We start from the raw sequence: 14,923 nt of genomic DNA on the forward strand, positions 1-14,923 counted from the left end.
AAAAAAGTTATAGCTCATGACTATTAACAGATATAATATTAATTATAATTATTGAGGATCACGCAAATTTTACTTACTACATTCTTTTCTTTATGACGACAATTGTAGTTTGCATTCAAATAGCTGAAAGCTTTCAGTAAATCATATTGTGGAGGAACTTATGAATCTTTTAGAGTTAGAGAGGGGTCTAATATGGATAGTAATCGCAACAATTGTATTTTTTGTGGTAACTATCGCAATCACTTATTGGAATTCGCGTAAGTCTAATAATAATTATTTAGAGAATAAGGAATTTACCTTACGCTACTTCATTCAAAAACAAGTTGATTATCAAAATAAAACGCTCGGTTATGAATGCCTTTTACGTCAACAAAACCCAGATGGAACTTGGTCTCTCCCCTCTAATCTCGACTCATTACCATTGCAACGAGTCGTCTTTTTGTTGGAAAATACCTTCAAATCTTTGCCAGCTGAGCCCATAACTTTATCCATTAACTTGGAATATAACCAAATTATCAGTCCGGAGTTTCAATACTTTGTTCGTTGGGCAATTTCTAAAATTGAACCGATGAATTTATCCATTGAATATACTCCCGGCAAAGGCAATCGTTTGAAGAACCGTTATATTTTCGAAAAAAGAATTCGCGAAGCGCAACATTACAACATGGAATTCGGCATCGATAACGTTGGAGCCGATATGAAAAATCTCAAGGAAATTGAGTGGATGCTGCCGTTTGTCGACAATATCAAGTGTTCAATGCGTAACTTTCGTAAAGATGATCCCAACGTCTGGCTCGATTTGAACTTACAGTCATGGAACAAAATTTCACAAGAAAATAACATCAATTTAATTTTAATGGGTATTGAAAATGATGATGACCAGGCTCTAGCAGAACAGTTGAACATTAAAACTCGTCAAGGTTATCTCTTTGGTCACCCCGAAAATCCAGAAAGTGCTAAAAAATAATGAAAGAAAAAAACCGACAACAATTATATACGGATAAGTATTTTGAATCCGGCCATTTGTGGCTCAAAATTCGCCAAACCTTTTTCGCCATCATTGGCTGGGTGGCGGTCATCGTACCCATCGTTATAACGATAACTTCTTTTTGGGCTAGCTTTAATCCAAAGATTCCTCATGTCTGGTCCTTTCGAGAGGGTATTTATGAAATTAAATTTATCGGTATCATTCTATTATTTGCCTTCGTTATGACGGCAATATTTTCTACTGGTATGACGATTATTCAGAATCGCAAACGTGACCGTGTGGTCGAACAGTGGCCAACTTTTAACCCTATCAATCAGAAGAAACGCAAAAAGACTATCGATTATTTCATTGATAATCGTTTTGGTGATCAAGAATTCCGTGAGAATGTCCGAAGTTATGACGTCCAACCAGAACAAAATCTTGAGACTCACCAAATTCAAAAACTCTATGCTAAAAAAGATTTAGACGACGTAGATTAGGAGCTAACATGAAAAATATTTTTATAGATCACATATTGGGCTCCACAGCTGGAGGAACTTTTGTCAACATTTGCTTGTTGATACTATGTTTATATCCCATTGTTGGATCATTTTTTTGGTTCAGCGGCGCCCTATCTTATCGCTTTTTAAAGAAGAACAAATACGATGAAGATTGGCATCCCATTCCCAAGAATCTGCAACCAATGATCACAATCATGATTCCCGCACATAACGAAGAAGTCGTCATTGAAGAGACAATCACGTACCTTTTCGAAAATATCAACTACGATAATTTTGAAGTTCTCGTTACTAATGACGGTTCAACTGATAAAACAGCTGAGATTATCAAGCGTTTAATGAAAAAGTATCCGCGCCTAAGAACTATCAATATCATTCAAAATAAAGGTAAAGCACATGCTTTCAATATCGGTATGCACTTTGCCAAAGGTGAATATATTCTCAGTAACGATGCCGATACAATTCCTGAACCGGACGCACTGATGAAATACATGAACTTCTTCATCCATGCTCAAGATATGAATACTTCCGCTGTCACGGCTAATATGGATGTTCAAAATCGGACTTCACTATTAGGCAAGTCCCAAACAGTTGAGTTCTCTAGTATCGTTGGTGTTATCAAACGTAGTCAAACTTCAATTAACGACTCAATGTACGCTTATAGTGGCGCCAATACTCTTTACAAAAAGGATTTTCTGATTGACGTTGGTGGATTCCGACAAGACCGAGCGACTGAAGATATCAGTATTGCTTGGGATCATCAAACTATTGGTGCCATTCCTCGTTTTGATCCAGATATCGTTTTTCATATGAACGTTCCCGAAACTATTGGTGACCTCTACAAACAGCGCAAACGTTGGGCACAATGTGGGACTGAAGTTTGGCTGACTAATGTTAAAAAATTCATCTTTCATCCTATTAAACGTCGTTATCAAATGTCGATGTTCATAGATTCAACATTATCAATCATCTGGTCATTCTTTTTTGTCATTACAACAGTCATGTTTATCATCGCTATGTTGTTATTCCTTATACACGGCAAATTTGAACGGATCATGCACGGATTTGAAATCTCATTTATTTTCGTCAGTTTTGAAATAATCGCCGGAGTTTTTCAATTGCTCACTGCCCTGTTGCTTGACCACCACGGAGCCAAAATGAAATACGCCTTCTTTGCCCCAATGTACATGCTCTTTTATTGGATGATTAATCCCATTACCGTTGTGGCAACTTTCATCCCAGCCATGAAGACAATTCTCGGTTTTGGGTCAGGCACATGGGTCAGTCCTAAACGTAGCTCCTTACAAAATAAAAAATAACTTTTTTCTAATCAATTGAGTGGACAATTGTAGTCTAAAAAACTATGATTACATAGACAAAAATGAATTTTTAAGGAGTACAGATGAGAAAAAATTCATGGATTGCTTGGATAATCATTTTGGCAGCTGGCTTCGTTGTTGTTGAAATTCATCCTGAAATCGTTCCGCAAGTGAAAGACGAGATTAAAGCAACCAATACTCGTATGCAACCATACGTTTATCTAATTAAAACTAATATTGATAAGAAACTCAGTGGGCCGGTCAAAACAACTTCTGAAGATCAAGTCGGAAAAGTTTCCACACCGGTTGAATCGCCACTAAAAAATATGCACACTTCCAATACTTACTATTATCATTTCAAAAGTAACGTTCCTGCTAAAGCACGTCAGGTTTTCCAGAATGCTGTCGATACATATAACAACACTGGTATCGTTAAACTAGTACCTGGAAATGCACAACCAAATCAGAATAATATTACATTCTTCATTTATCATAAGAAGATTGAAAATATTGCTTCCAGTACCGTTGAATTGGGCAACGGTGGTCCATCGGCTCTACAGCTGGATCATTATGCAATCAATAGTGGTCGGGCCGGATTGAATGTTACCTATCCTAATATGTCGATGAAAGATTCAGTGGCAATGCACGAATTAGGCCATGCTCTGGGATTAGGTCATAGTTCTTATACGAATTCTGTCATGTATCCTGTTGATCAGGGCGTTTCCAAATTATCGGAAGCTGATTTAAACGGTCTGAGAAATATTTATAAGTAGTACAAAAATAGCATTAGTAATCGTATAAGGTTACTAATGCTATTTACTTTGATCAGATAATATTCTATTCAACATTTGGTTAAAACTATCACGTGTATTAAGCAAGTTATTATCAAAACGACCATACCCTGCACAAAATACTTCCCCAATGACTAAGTTGAATATCATTCTGGAAACGACCAACTGCTGTGATTCATCTTGAACTATCGGTTTCAACAATTGGATTAAAATCATCTGCAATCGGCGAAAACTTTCTTCAAACTCAGAATTGTTCAACCTGTTAGGTGGAATCGTGATAATTTGTTGAACCAGATAAAAATTGCCTAATGAATACTGCACTGCCACATTGGCAAATGTTTTAATAGCTTGCTTGCCAGTCATCCCCAATAAATCAGCATCCAATCGAACCCCTAATTTACCATAAAACTTCGCTGCTACAGCAACTTTTACCACAATTATATCAGGAAAATAATTGTACAAAGCCTGTGACCTAGTACCCAGCGCTTTACCCAATTTGGTAAAATTCAACGTTTCTTGGTGATTAATCATTTCCATAGCCGTATTTATGATTTTCTCTTTAGATAATATTCTTGATGTCACAAGCGCTACCTCCAACATATCTTTTACGACTGAATCTAATTCTAGTCAGGGTATCGACGTTATACAAGAATCGAATGATTGTGATTTCAAAATTCCAGACACTTCGGAATCTTTACCCACCATTAAGTGTTATCTCATCATAAAAAAGAAATTATCGTTGTCTACTAAGCGTCTATAATTCACAAAAAAAAGCGAACTCCTAATGAGCTCGCTTTTTAATTTGTTTGAACTGAATGCTTCTTAACAGCTTCCCGTCTGAACAAATAAATTAAAATTATAATAACTAAAATAATCAGAACCAAGGCAGTCAACATAATATTATGAATACCTGAGAATAAAATCCGTTTCATTTGTGGAACGTAGGCTTTAGGCAATTCTTTTGCCACCGTAGCGTTACTCAATTTATTCATCATTGCCATCGTGATATGACCATGGCTTTCCTTCACGCCATTGATCAAAGCTAGATTCAAAATAACACCATAAATTGATGACATAAATGTTTGACTCAAAATTCTGACCAAGTAAGCAAATGAAGTTGAAATTGGCACATCACGTGTCTCAACATCAAATTGCACGGCAATCAACAAAGCATTGAAACAGACACCGATACCGAATCCTTCAAAGACACCCATGATTAGCAAGAATGTATAACTGGCGGTTTGTTTAGCCCAGTACAATCCGGCAAAGGAAATCAAGAATGATGCAGTTCCGACGGCAATAATCGTATAACGATTCATCTTTCGTTGCATAAATGGCTCCAGCTCGGAACCAAAGAAGTTAGCAATCGCCCCGGGAATCTGTGTCATCCCTCCGACTAGAGCACTGAGTCCCATGATGCCTTGAGCCCACATCGGAATGTAGATATTGAAAGCCACGAATGAACCCCACAACAAGGCGAATAAAATCAAATCAATAACTAACTTTTCATTTTTAAACAAACGATTAGGTACGATGGGATCATCGACTCGATTTTCCACTCGTGACATCCAGAAAATTAAGACAGCTCCAAGAGCAACGAATCCTAACGTAACAAAAATTGACGATACTCCGAGCATTTGAATCCCAATCAAGAAGGAAGTCAAACCAAGTACCATCAAAATTGCCCCATGATAATCAACTTTTTCTTCATTCAACTTCTCTTTAATATTGAAGAAAATAGCAACAATTGCAATCGAAAGCAATGCTAATGGCAAGTTAATATAAAATACCCAGTGCCAGCTGAACGCATCAACAATCCAACCACCAATTAGCGGTCCGACGATTGACGTCCCACTGAATCCCGCCGAAGCAATCCCGATGACTTGCGAACGACGTTTAATATTTTTGAAAATCTGTGAGTAGATAATGAAAGGAATCGTGTTCATACCGCCTGCACCAATTCCCATGATACTTCTGGCAGTGATAAACCAGATAATATTGGGCGCTAATCCTTGAAACAACGCTCCAATCATGAAAACAACTGTAGCGGTGATATAGGCAACTTTATTACCCTTCTTCTCCCCAAATTTACTCCATAACGGTGTCGAAACGGCCATTCCTAATAAGAAAATGGCGACAATCCACCCCATGTACTGAATACCGTGCAAGTCACTAATGATTGCAGGCAGCGCAGTATTGATTATCGTCGCATCAAGACCGGCCATCATATTCGACAGCACTAACGCAAAGGTAACCAAAATTTTACGATTTCTACTCATACCCCTCTACTTCTTCCTATCTTTATTTAACACATGCTATTAGTTACGCAAATATCCCATCTTAAAAAATAATCTAGCATACCTCTACATTAAACTATTACCGATTAACTAGTGGAGCGTAGCTTTCATATCTGTATTTCGATATAATCAATTCAAAAAGGACAATCCTCATGAAATCGAATAACAGACCAGTTAAACAACATATTTTTCTTTCTGATGATCAAGTTACTCGTCTAAAAAATCTTTTGAATTCTAAAAGTCTTAATAAAACCGTCAAACGTCGGATTCAAGTATTGCTAGACTTAGATGAATCTCATGGTGAAATCATGACTAGAATTGAAGTGGATAAGATGAATCGTTGCAGTACTGGAGTGGTTTATGCCGTCATCAACCTTTTCTTCGAAGGCGGTATCGATGAGGCCATCACTATAAAACGTAATAGTAATTCGGATCACGCAAACCAAAAATTAACAGCAGAAGATGAGGCAAAACTGATTGCGTTAGCCTGTGGCCCCGCTCCAGAAGGCTACACGAGATGGTCATATAGCTTATTGGAAGAAAAGTCAGCGACTATACTCGAACATCCTGTGAAGCGTGATGCCATTGCACGCAAGCTTAAAAAAATGAAATTAAACCATACCAAGTAGAGAGTTGGGCGAACCCCAAGCCAGATGATGGTGAATACGTTGCCCACATGGAGGATGTTCTAGACACATATGCCCTACCATATGATAGTAATCGACCATTAGTTTGTTTGGATGAGAAGCCGTATGTACTTCACGGCGATGTTTCCAAACCACTTCCAACTCGTAGAATGAAACCCAAGAAAATTGACTATGAATACACTCGTAATGGGTATTGCGCAATAATCAGTTTGATTGAACCATTAACCGGTAAACAATATGTGGACGTCCGAAAACGCAGAACCTCACGCGATTTCGCGGAGGTTATAAAATGGTTGGTGGATGACCTGTACCCATCTGCCGATAAAATAATTTTAGTAATGGATAATTTGAATATTCATAAAATAGGATCACTATATCAACGTTTCGAGCCAAAAGAGGCTCGTCGATTGGCTGGTAAATTAGAAATACACTACACACCCAAGCATGGGAGCTGGTTAAATATAGCTGAAATTGGCTTGAACTTGTTGAGTCGTCAATGTCTGAATCGGCGTATTCCAGAAATCAAACAACTACGTCAAGAAGTGACAACATGGTGTAGCGAACGTAATGAAAAGAATCTATCAATAGATTGGCAATTTACAACAGCAGATGCACGCATAAAGTTACATTCGCTTTATCCAAAGATAGAAGACTGATTATGTCTAGATATGAAAGCTATACTCCACTAGTCGGGAGAGCTGGGAAATATTTGTGTGCTGTGAAAGTAGTATAAGTACGGGAGACTCTCCCGTACTTATACTACCGGGCGTGTTTGGAGACTTGACGAATTGTGTCAAGGCTTCAAACCGAGGTTCGAGACCGCTCCATGGCTCGGACCGGTCCGCACAGCTGGTGAATATATTCCAGCTCTGGAGACGGAATATCACACGTTATTTACCAACAAAAAATAAGACCTACACAACGTGCAACGTCTTATTTCTTTGGCAATCCTCAACTATTTATTTACTGAAAAGGCATAACTTGTTTACAATTATAAACCTTAAAGCACACTCTAAGACAAGTATTTTTACAATTCTTCTGGTTCATCGAGAACTTCTTGTAATCGATTGAAAAATTGAGCTGTTTGATATCCGTCACAGACAGCGTGATGAATTTGGAAACTTACAGGTAGCTTAATCCCATCAGACCGCTTTTGAAACTTGCTAGCCGTTACAATTGGCAATAAGTAATTGTCATTGTTACCGATATTTAAGTTGAAACTGTTGAAACTAGCCCACGGAATCATGGAGATATTGACAACATTTTGAGGAATTGGTTGCTTAGGGAATAACTTTCCAGTGTCACGATACTTGGCAACATCGTCCAAATAATCACGATGGAATTCCGCAAAGGTATACGTATCTTCAGTATCAATATTGGAGAATATCTCACGTTTATCATCAAAGATTGAATAAAAGGCCGTGCTGCTGTCGTAAAAGCCCAGTTCACCTTGATCATTAAAGTCCATACGATATAAGTAATTGGAATTAACCACACGCAAAACTGCATAGATAAATAATGGATAGAACTTATAATCGTTTTCCTTCACAAAATGTAATGCATGCTCAATATTAATTTCATGTGTTGCACTATATGTCGTCTTTTGATCAATGAAGTGTTCAAAAACTTCTTTTCTCGTCCAATTGTCTAAATCAATCTTCGTAAATGCCATCCGTAAAGCCTCCTATAAATGTATTGTCTCTCATTAATATCATACAACTTTTGGAAAAAATTAACGGCATTAGAAGTCCAATAACATTTATTCCATGCAACATGATTGTCGTTATTCATAAATATAATTGTTTTTATATGAATTATGTCATTTACACATAATGATATAATTAAAAATATACTTATTGTATTTTCAAATGAGCTGTTCTTAATTGAGGGGGAACATGCATATGAGGAATAAAATGAGGAAGATTCTTGGAATTGGATTTTCTGCACTTGTTAGTATTTTTGTGATTTTTTCATTTAATACAAATAAAGCTTCAGCCGCTTTGACTGACAGTACTGATTTAGCTGTCTTAAAAAGTGCTCCGACTGGTATTCCAGTTGATAGTTACATGTCAAATGCCAAACCTACAGTATCTTTTGGTTATCCATATGGAACAAATTCAGCTCAAATCGTTGATAATACCGGTCAAAATTCCGACAGTGGTAACATCATATCTTTGGCTAACAATAAGAACACTTATGGATCAATGTGGTCCACTGCTAAAAGCTTTGACATTAACAAGAAACAAACTATTTCCGCTTGGTTATATTTTGGTAGCGGAGAAGGTAGTGACGATGTTAATAGTGAAGGAATTGCCTTCGTACTTCAAAATGATTCAAAAAATACTAGTGCATTGGGTGCTGGACTTGAGAGTATGGGTGTTTATGGCTACGACTCTTCATCGTATACAGCTATAGGTGGTACTGTTCCTTCTCCAAGTGACATTCAGAAAACTGCCATTCAAAACAGTATTGCACTCGAATTTGATACGGAAAAAAATAGTTTTTATTTACCATCAAAACCAATTAGTAACAAATATGGCTATTTCTCGGGGTTTCTTTCTACATTAACGTCCTACTCTTTGAACGGTTATGATACCCAAGTGAGTCCTCCACCTTCAGATTATATTGGCTTTCCAACCGAAAATGAGACTAAAGTCACATATGGTTCTCTTGGAGGTCAATATGGACATATTGCTGTAACTTACCCTGGATTTGCCACTTCTTATAAGGACTTAGACTTCACAGACAATCCCACCTTAACTAACGACTATTCCCCTTGGAAAAAGGGCTATGTTCTGGTACACAACAATTCTAATTCAGCATCTTTAACTGATGGTACAGACCAAAATGGCAATGTATTATACTGGCACCATGTTACTATCAAATGGACTCCCGCCCCTAATGGTAGCAACCTCGCTACTTTGACATATGATTACAACGACAAAAACCTCGATTATAGTGATAATAATATTCCTTCTGGATGGGACAAGAAACTGTCTGTTTCCAACACTGTGGATACATCAAAATTAAACACAACTGACGGTAAAGTTCGTTGGGGATTCACAGCAGCTAATGGTCCTTCAGATAGTGTATCTACCAAATTAGTAGCCTTCGACTCCACTCCGGATACACTCTACGCCGATGCTGACGCTAATATTATTGATACAACTTTAAACAACAAAAAAATCACCTCTGCCTCAACTGACAAAACCGTCGGTAATGGTGACTCACTCAAACTAAATTACGACTTAACATACAAAACTGGTAGCGTTAATTGGAAAGATATTTTAGCCAATATCAAAATTCCTAATGGTGTCACAATTACTCCAGATTCTTATAATAATATAGGAACCATTACCTTCAACGATGGTTATTCTCAAACTATTAGTACAGGTGACATAACAAACGACAACATCACATCACAGTTGGATGAAGAATTGAGTCCCACCAACGATACTGCCAAGATCACTATCAACGCTAAAGCAGTCAATGCCACAACTAAAGATATTGATGTTAAGCAAGCTCCTGCAACCTTTAATGGCAGTAATGAAATTTCATCAACCAATAGTCCTGAATTTACTATCTTGGCAAGGCCAACATACTCGCTGAATCTGACTAATTCCAATTCTACTAACGAAATCGACTTGCTTTATAAGCAAACTAATGCCACTTTGAATTTACCCACAACACTGAACTACAGTGATAACCACAGCTTTGGGAACGATTCAGCCAACACTAACATTGTTTACAAAATTACTGCTGGAAACAAAACTTATACCGTTGCAGCAAACGCATCTGGAGACAGCTTTAACCAAACATTTGATTTAAAAGATTTAATCAATGATGATACGGATTTCTGGACTCTATTTGCCGAAAGTTTTTCCTTCTGGAATGCTTAATAAATCCTTTTCTTCATACTTAGGAGTATTCAATTGCACACCTCATGCTTTTATAAAAATAATAATCCTATTAAACTTTGAATAATTCGTATTAGTTATACAAACTACCATCAGCTCCGTAAACCTTGCTGCAGCTCTACAAAACTACTTTCAGCTCCGTAAACCTTACTTCAGCTCTACAAAACTACTCTTAGCTCCGTAAACCTTACTGCAGCTCTACAAAACTACTCTTAGCTCCGTAAACCTTGCTGCAGCTCTACAAAACTACTCTTAGCTCCGTAAACCTTGCTGCAGCTCTACAAAACTACTTTCAGCTCCGTAAACCTTACTTCAGCTCTACAAAACTACTCTTAGCTCCGTAAGCCTTACTGCAGCTCTACAAAACTACTTTCAGCTCCGTAAACCTTACTTCAGCTCTACAAAGCTACTTTTAGCTCCGTAAAATTTTTCTTGAATCTTTAACACATTCAATTATACCAACTTTATCACAAGCAGACATCCAAATAACACACTCTAAAAAAAAGTATCAAAAAAATACGACTTGCACACAATTGTGCAGGTCGTATTTTACATTCAACTAAATTAATAAGTAACCCTAAGCGACAAAGTCGCTAAGTGTTACTAAAATTAGTTAAGCTTCTTCTTACTTACAACGTTCAACTTGTCATCCAAGTCATAGACAACTGGTTCACCAGTAGTCATTTCAACATCCATGATGTCAGCATCACTGATGTTTTCGATGTACTTAGTCAAAGCACGTAGTGAGTTACCGTGGGCAGCGATGATAACGTTCTTGCCATCTAGCAATTTAGGAGCGATTTCATCTTCCCAGAATGGAATTACACGTTCCAAAGTAACTTTAAGGTTTTCGCCACCAGGAATAATTCTTGGGTCCAAGTTTGCGTAACGACGATCCTTAGCTGCTGAACCTTCGTCAGTAGCTTTCAACAATGGAGGCAATGTATCATATGAACGTCTCCAAATGTGAACTTGTTCGTCACCATATTTTTCAGCTGTTTCAGCTTTGTTAAGACCTTGAAGTGCGCCATAGTGACGTTCGTTAAGTCTCCATGTCTTTGTTTCAGGAATCCATAATTGGTCACAGCCTTCAAGAGCGTAGTGCAATGTCTTGATAGCACGTGTCAATACTGATGTATAAGCTTGGTCAAATTGGATGCCAGATTCTTTAAGAAGTTTACCAGCGTTTTGAGCTTGCTTTACTCCTTCTTCACTAAGGTCAACATCAACCCAACCAGTAAATTGGTTTGATAAATTCCATTCACTTTGTCCGTGACGAATGAAAACTAATTTTGCCATTTATAAGATCCTCTTTTCATTTCTTTAACAATATGTATTTTACACGATTTTGGCAATAAAAAAAAGAGAACCCGTCTCAATTTATGTTTTATTCTCTCCGCCTCCGGTTTGGAAAATAATAAGCCGCTGTGAGGACCGGCCCGAGCCAAGGTCTCGAACCTCGCTTTTGAGCCGAAAACCGCGTCTCAAAAGTCGTCCGTGGAGTAAGAACGGAAAAGCACCGTCCTAACTCCACCTTCACTGCTGGCTTATTATTTTCCAAACCTCCAGCTCCTTTACTGGCTTATGTATTACACTTCCTATATCGGTAATCTAAACTTCCTACACTAACTAAAAGAGCTATAACAATCATCTACTTCAATTGTTATAGCTCTTGTTTTATTATTTTCAAAACTTTATATAGGCAGTGGCTCTAAAACGAGTTCCGACAGGGCAACTCCTGCCGCTTTGCATAACTTCCCAAATCATCCGCAAAATACGCGGATAATTCGTGAAGTCATGCAAATGCTCGGGAGCTGACCGCCCTGTCTCCACTCTCTATTCTTTATACACTGGTGCATCGATTTCCTTCAAAGTAGTAATATCCAAAGTATTCTTAGCATTCTTATTCAAGTAAGTATTAACTTGATCAGACCCAGCCATCACCGCACTGATCTTGTCCTTACCTTCAATCAAATCAGAAATGATATCAGCATTTTCACTCTGCTTCATCACAATTGGAACTACTTCAAAGCCACTATCTCTAAGTGTCAACAACTTCTTATAATACTCAGAATTAATTGATACGAAAATTGTAGCTTCACTTTGTCTCAATGCTTGGCTCTTCAACCACCAAACTATCAACTCTTCATCGCTATCGAATGTACTAATAAGCACATTTCCTTCACTGAATAGCTGAATATATGGCTCGTTGGCTGTATAACTCTTGATTAGAACCAATGTTCCGTCCTGGCGATAGAAGTTCTCACGGACAACTTTATTGGCATTACGGTGGTCATAGAATTGAGTTGCTGAGATTACTCCGTTGACATCGAAAATATCACGGCTCAATAAGCTGTTGTCTTTGTAGTGACGGATGATTTGTAATTGATGGTTAGCTGTTCTGGAAACTTCCATCACTAATTTGTCATCGGCATCCAAAATCTTATCAACTTTATCGCTGACGTGTTGTACTCGGTAGTCGGCATCGAATGGAATTTCAGCTGGCGTTACGGGTGTATTCATGTTGCGGCCCTGCAATTCATTGTACATGTTCAACAAGAATGCATTGCCATCAACGAATCCGGCGTTTTGATAGTTCATCCATGTTTGGTCAACTTGATCATTATATGTCACGGAAATGGCGTTGGCTAAAAGTCCTTTATCGGCTAAAGTCATTGTCAATTGTTGCCACATTTTGCTTGTGTCAGCGTCGGGATTGGCTGCTAAATCATCGGTGAAAATATAGTAGTCACGGTTTTCATCCATGTAAATTTCATTGGCCATCTCATCTGTTCCAAACCATTCTTTCAATGACTTGTTGATTTCACTGATACGGTCGGTTGCTTGTTGACGGTCATCAACTTGGTCGCTGTTAGTATTGCGCAAAACGTGATTGCAATAGCTTCTGTCAGCCAATAATTGACTGCGGAGTTGAGCTTTCAAATCAGCACTTTGATCCAAAGTACTTTGCAAATCCTGTTCAGTATATTGCCACTGCTCGCCACCATTATTATCCATGCCATTTTGTGGAGCTTGGCCTTGTGGTCCCTGTGGTTGTTGTGCTGGTCCTTGTTGTGGATCTGGTTGACCAAATTGTGGTTGATTTTGGCCGAAGAAATAATCATTGCCGTTGTTATTATTAGCATTGGCATTGTTAAAATCTTGGTCATTTGGTGTAAACTGTGTCCCCATTCCAGCCTGCGCATCATTATATTGATTTTGTGCTTGGTCAAAATTATTTTGATCCGGTTGTGCATTTGGATATGAAGGATTGTTTAGATCAGAATAATTATTATCATCATTATCTTTCTTTTTTCTATCGAAGAATGACATATTTTAATCTCCCATCTACGTCAGTTGACTACATTTAACTCCATTATATATGACAAATATATCTTAATCATAATTATAACGTTTTCTTTAATTTTATTCGGATTTTTTTAGGCTTGTGCCCACCGATTGAATGAACCCCCAGAATATCTAGGAAGAAAACGAAAATTGGAATACCAATGATTAGTCCCCAAGTTCCAAGTAGTTCTTCGGAAACTATCAAGACAACGAAGGTAAAGAAGATTGGCAAATGAGTCATGCTGGACATGAACTGTGGATTCAAGAAATATGTTTCGATCAAATGGATCACAACAATCATGATTACAATGTAGATAACGTAACGGATTCCGCCGACTGAATAAGCCACGAAGCTCAATGGTATCAAGGAAATAATTACTCCGGCCACTGGAATCAATGACAATATGAAGACCATCGCTGACAACGCAATGATTCCCGGCATCCCCATAAATAGCAATGTAATCGTTGTTAAAGCAGTATTTACAACGGCAATCATCAATTGTGCTTCCAAAACGACACCGAAAGTATTGACGAATTTCTTACCATAATAGAACAAATCTGAGAATAACCAGCTGTATTTGCTATCTAAGAACTGACGACCAAAGGCATTCATCTGTTCAACCTGACTGGTATAGAAGAAACTCAATAAGAAGGAAATTACGATGTTAAAGCCAACGGCCCCAACACTTGTGATGTAATTGACTACTTGTGTGATAGCAACTTTGATTTGGTTATCAAGGTTGATCTGCTGCAAGTAATTATAAATTACGTCTAAATACGGATTAGAACGAACTTCTTTACTCTCATAAAATTTTTGCAACGAACTAAACATCTTAGCTGTTTGATTAATCAACTGTGGTATGTAGTTGGCAATGACAAAAATCAGCAAGCCAATAATTATCAAATAGACTGGCGCAATCACCCAAGCGGGCTTGGTCCTTGGAAATTTTTTTTGAACGGTCCGGACTAATTGAACCGATAAAAAGGTAAATGTAAACGTTAGTAAAAACATGCTCATCATGCTACGTAGTAGGTAAAATACCACGACAACAAACAGCAACAAGACGAATCTTCGCAGACGTTTATTTTCAACAAACTTATCGTACAAACTCATATAGT

Annotated in this window: 13 protein-coding genes; 7 read left to right on the plus strand and 6 right to left on the minus strand. The window is 37.8% G+C overall.

What is annotated here, in order from left to right; translation table 11 throughout:
* The first annotated feature begins 160 nt into the window (after positions 1-160).
* From AAA923_RS07815 to AAA923_RS07830, 4 genes are all read left to right on the plus strand, one after another.
* Positions 161-967: an EAL domain-containing protein gene (locus AAA923_RS07815; protein ID WP_041499948.1), complete on the plus strand. Its 807-nt coding sequence runs from the start codon at positions 161-163 to the stop codon at positions 965-967.
* Complete coding sequence (locus tag AAA923_RS07820) at positions 967-1,467, plus strand: hypothetical protein (protein ID WP_338216127.1); 501 nt, start codon at positions 967-969, stop codon at positions 1,465-1,467. The genes AAA923_RS07815 and AAA923_RS07820 overlap by 1 nt, the downstream gene beginning before the upstream one ends.
* Positions 1,468-1,475: 8 nt before the next feature.
* Positions 1,476-2,804 (plus strand): glycosyltransferase family 2 protein, encoded by a 1,329-nt coding sequence (locus tag AAA923_RS07825; protein ID WP_338216130.1) that lies wholly within the window; start codon positions 1,476-1,478, stop codon positions 2,802-2,804.
* A gap of 83 nt (positions 2,805-2,887) precedes the next feature.
* Positions 2,888-3,577 (plus strand): M57 family metalloprotease, encoded by a 690-nt coding sequence (locus AAA923_RS07830; RefSeq protein WP_137619765.1) that lies wholly within the window; start codon positions 2,888-2,890, stop codon positions 3,575-3,577.
* Between the two features lie 39 nt (positions 3,578-3,616).
* On the opposite strand, the gene AAA923_RS07835 is transcribed toward AAA923_RS07830, so the two are convergent.
* Together AAA923_RS07835 and AAA923_RS07840 are read right to left on the minus strand one after the other, a co-directional pair.
* Entirely contained in the window at positions 3,617-4,177 is a 561-nt protein-coding gene (locus tag AAA923_RS07835; RefSeq protein WP_041499953.1) for a TetR/AcrR family transcriptional regulator, read from the minus strand.
* A gap of 215 nt (positions 4,178-4,392) precedes the next feature.
* Positions 4,393-5,874, minus strand: coding sequence for an MFS transporter (locus AAA923_RS07840; RefSeq protein ID WP_041499955.1), 1,482 nt, complete (start codon positions 5,872-5,874; stop codon positions 4,393-4,395).
* A 170-nt stretch (positions 5,875-6,044) separates the two neighbouring features.
* On the opposite strand from AAA923_RS07840, the gene AAA923_RS07845 reads away from it, so the two are divergent.
* Entirely contained in the window at positions 6,045-6,521 is a 477-nt protein-coding gene (locus AAA923_RS07845) for a helix-turn-helix domain-containing protein (protein WP_338216134.1), read from the plus strand.
* The gene (locus AAA923_RS07850; protein WP_137619794.1) at positions 6,503-7,195 is read left to right on the plus strand and encodes an IS630 family transposase; all 693 of its coding nucleotides are present in this window, start codon (positions 6,503-6,505) and stop codon (positions 7,193-7,195) included. Before AAA923_RS07845 ends, AAA923_RS07850 begins: the two co-directional genes overlap by 19 nt.
* A 371-nt stretch (positions 7,196-7,566) precedes the next feature.
* Here the strand turns inward: AAA923_RS07850 and AAA923_RS07855 are convergent, their stop codons facing one another.
* Positions 7,567-8,211 (minus strand): CatA-like O-acetyltransferase, encoded by a 645-nt coding sequence (locus tag AAA923_RS07855; RefSeq protein WP_041501384.1) that lies wholly within the window; start codon positions 8,209-8,211, stop codon positions 7,567-7,569.
* A gap of 229 nt (positions 8,212-8,440) precedes the next feature.
* Here AAA923_RS07855 and AAA923_RS07860 point away from each other — a divergent pair, with 229 nt between their 5' ends.
* Entirely contained in the window at positions 8,441-10,438 is a 1,998-nt protein-coding gene (locus AAA923_RS07860) for an L-type lectin family protein (protein ID WP_338216137.1), read from the plus strand.
* A gap of 627 nt (positions 10,439-11,065) precedes the next feature.
* On the opposite strand, the gene AAA923_RS07865 is transcribed toward AAA923_RS07860, so the two are convergent.
* The 3 genes from AAA923_RS07865 to AAA923_RS07875 form a co-directional block, all read right to left on the minus strand.
* On the minus strand, positions 11,066-11,755 hold the full coding sequence (locus AAA923_RS07865; protein ID WP_041501386.1) for a 2,3-diphosphoglycerate-dependent phosphoglycerate mutase: 690 nt from the start codon (positions 11,753-11,755) through the stop codon (positions 11,066-11,068).
* A 537-nt stretch (positions 11,756-12,292) separates the two neighbouring features.
* Entirely contained in the window at positions 12,293-13,789 is a 1,497-nt protein-coding gene (locus tag AAA923_RS07870) for a hypothetical protein (protein ID WP_338216138.1), read from the minus strand.
* A 73-nt stretch (positions 13,790-13,862) separates the two neighbouring features.
* A complete protein-coding gene (locus AAA923_RS07875) occupies positions 13,863-14,918 on the minus strand; it encodes an AI-2E family transporter (RefSeq protein WP_041501388.1) in 1,056 nt (351 codons plus the stop codon).
* Positions 14,919-14,923: the final 5 nt, after the last annotated feature.

This window comes from Companilactobacillus muriivasis (assembly GCF_036246245.1).
Classification (GTDB): domain Bacteria; phylum Bacillota; class Bacilli; order Lactobacillales; family Lactobacillaceae; genus Companilactobacillus; species Companilactobacillus muriivasis.

What these genes read in the sequence shown, in the direction of transcription:
- AAA923_RS07830 (WP_137619765.1), top strand. Translation starts at nt 2,888, where the DNA reads ATGAGAAAAAATTCATGGATTGCTTGGATAATCATTTTGGCAGCTGGC.
- AAA923_RS07840 (WP_041499955.1), bottom strand. Translation starts at nt 5,874, where the DNA reads ATGAGTAGAAATCGTAAAATTTTGGTTACCTTTGCGTTAGTGCTGTCG.
- AAA923_RS07845 (WP_338216134.1), top strand. Translation starts at nt 6,045, where the DNA reads ATGAAATCGAATAACAGACCAGTTAAACAACATATTTTTCTTTCTGAT.
- AAA923_RS07825 (WP_338216130.1), top strand. Translation starts at nt 1,476, where the DNA reads ATGAAAAATATTTTTATAGATCACATATTGGGCTCCACAGCTGGAGGA.
- AAA923_RS07820 (WP_338216127.1), top strand. Translation starts at nt 967, where the DNA reads ATGAAAGAAAAAAACCGACAACAATTATATACGGATAAGTATTTTGAA.
- AAA923_RS07865 (WP_041501386.1), bottom strand. Translation starts at nt 11,755, where the DNA reads ATGGCAAAATTAGTTTTCATTCGTCACGGACAAAGTGAATGGAATTTA.
- AAA923_RS07875 (WP_041501388.1), bottom strand. Translation starts at nt 14,918, where the DNA reads ATGAGTTTGTACGATAAGTTTGTTGAAAATAAACGTCTGCGAAGATTC.
- AAA923_RS07860 (WP_338216137.1), top strand. Translation starts at nt 8,441, where the DNA reads ATGAGGAATAAAATGAGGAAGATTCTTGGAATTGGATTTTCTGCACTT.
- AAA923_RS07815 (WP_041499948.1), top strand. Translation starts at nt 161, where the DNA reads ATGAATCTTTTAGAGTTAGAGAGGGGTCTAATATGGATAGTAATCGCA.
- AAA923_RS07855 (WP_041501384.1), bottom strand. Translation starts at nt 8,211, where the DNA reads ATGGCATTTACGAAGATTGATTTAGACAATTGGACGAGAAAAGAAGTT.
- AAA923_RS07870 (WP_338216138.1), bottom strand. Translation starts at nt 13,789, where the DNA reads ATGTCATTCTTCGATAGAAAAAAGAAAGATAATGATGATAATAATTAT.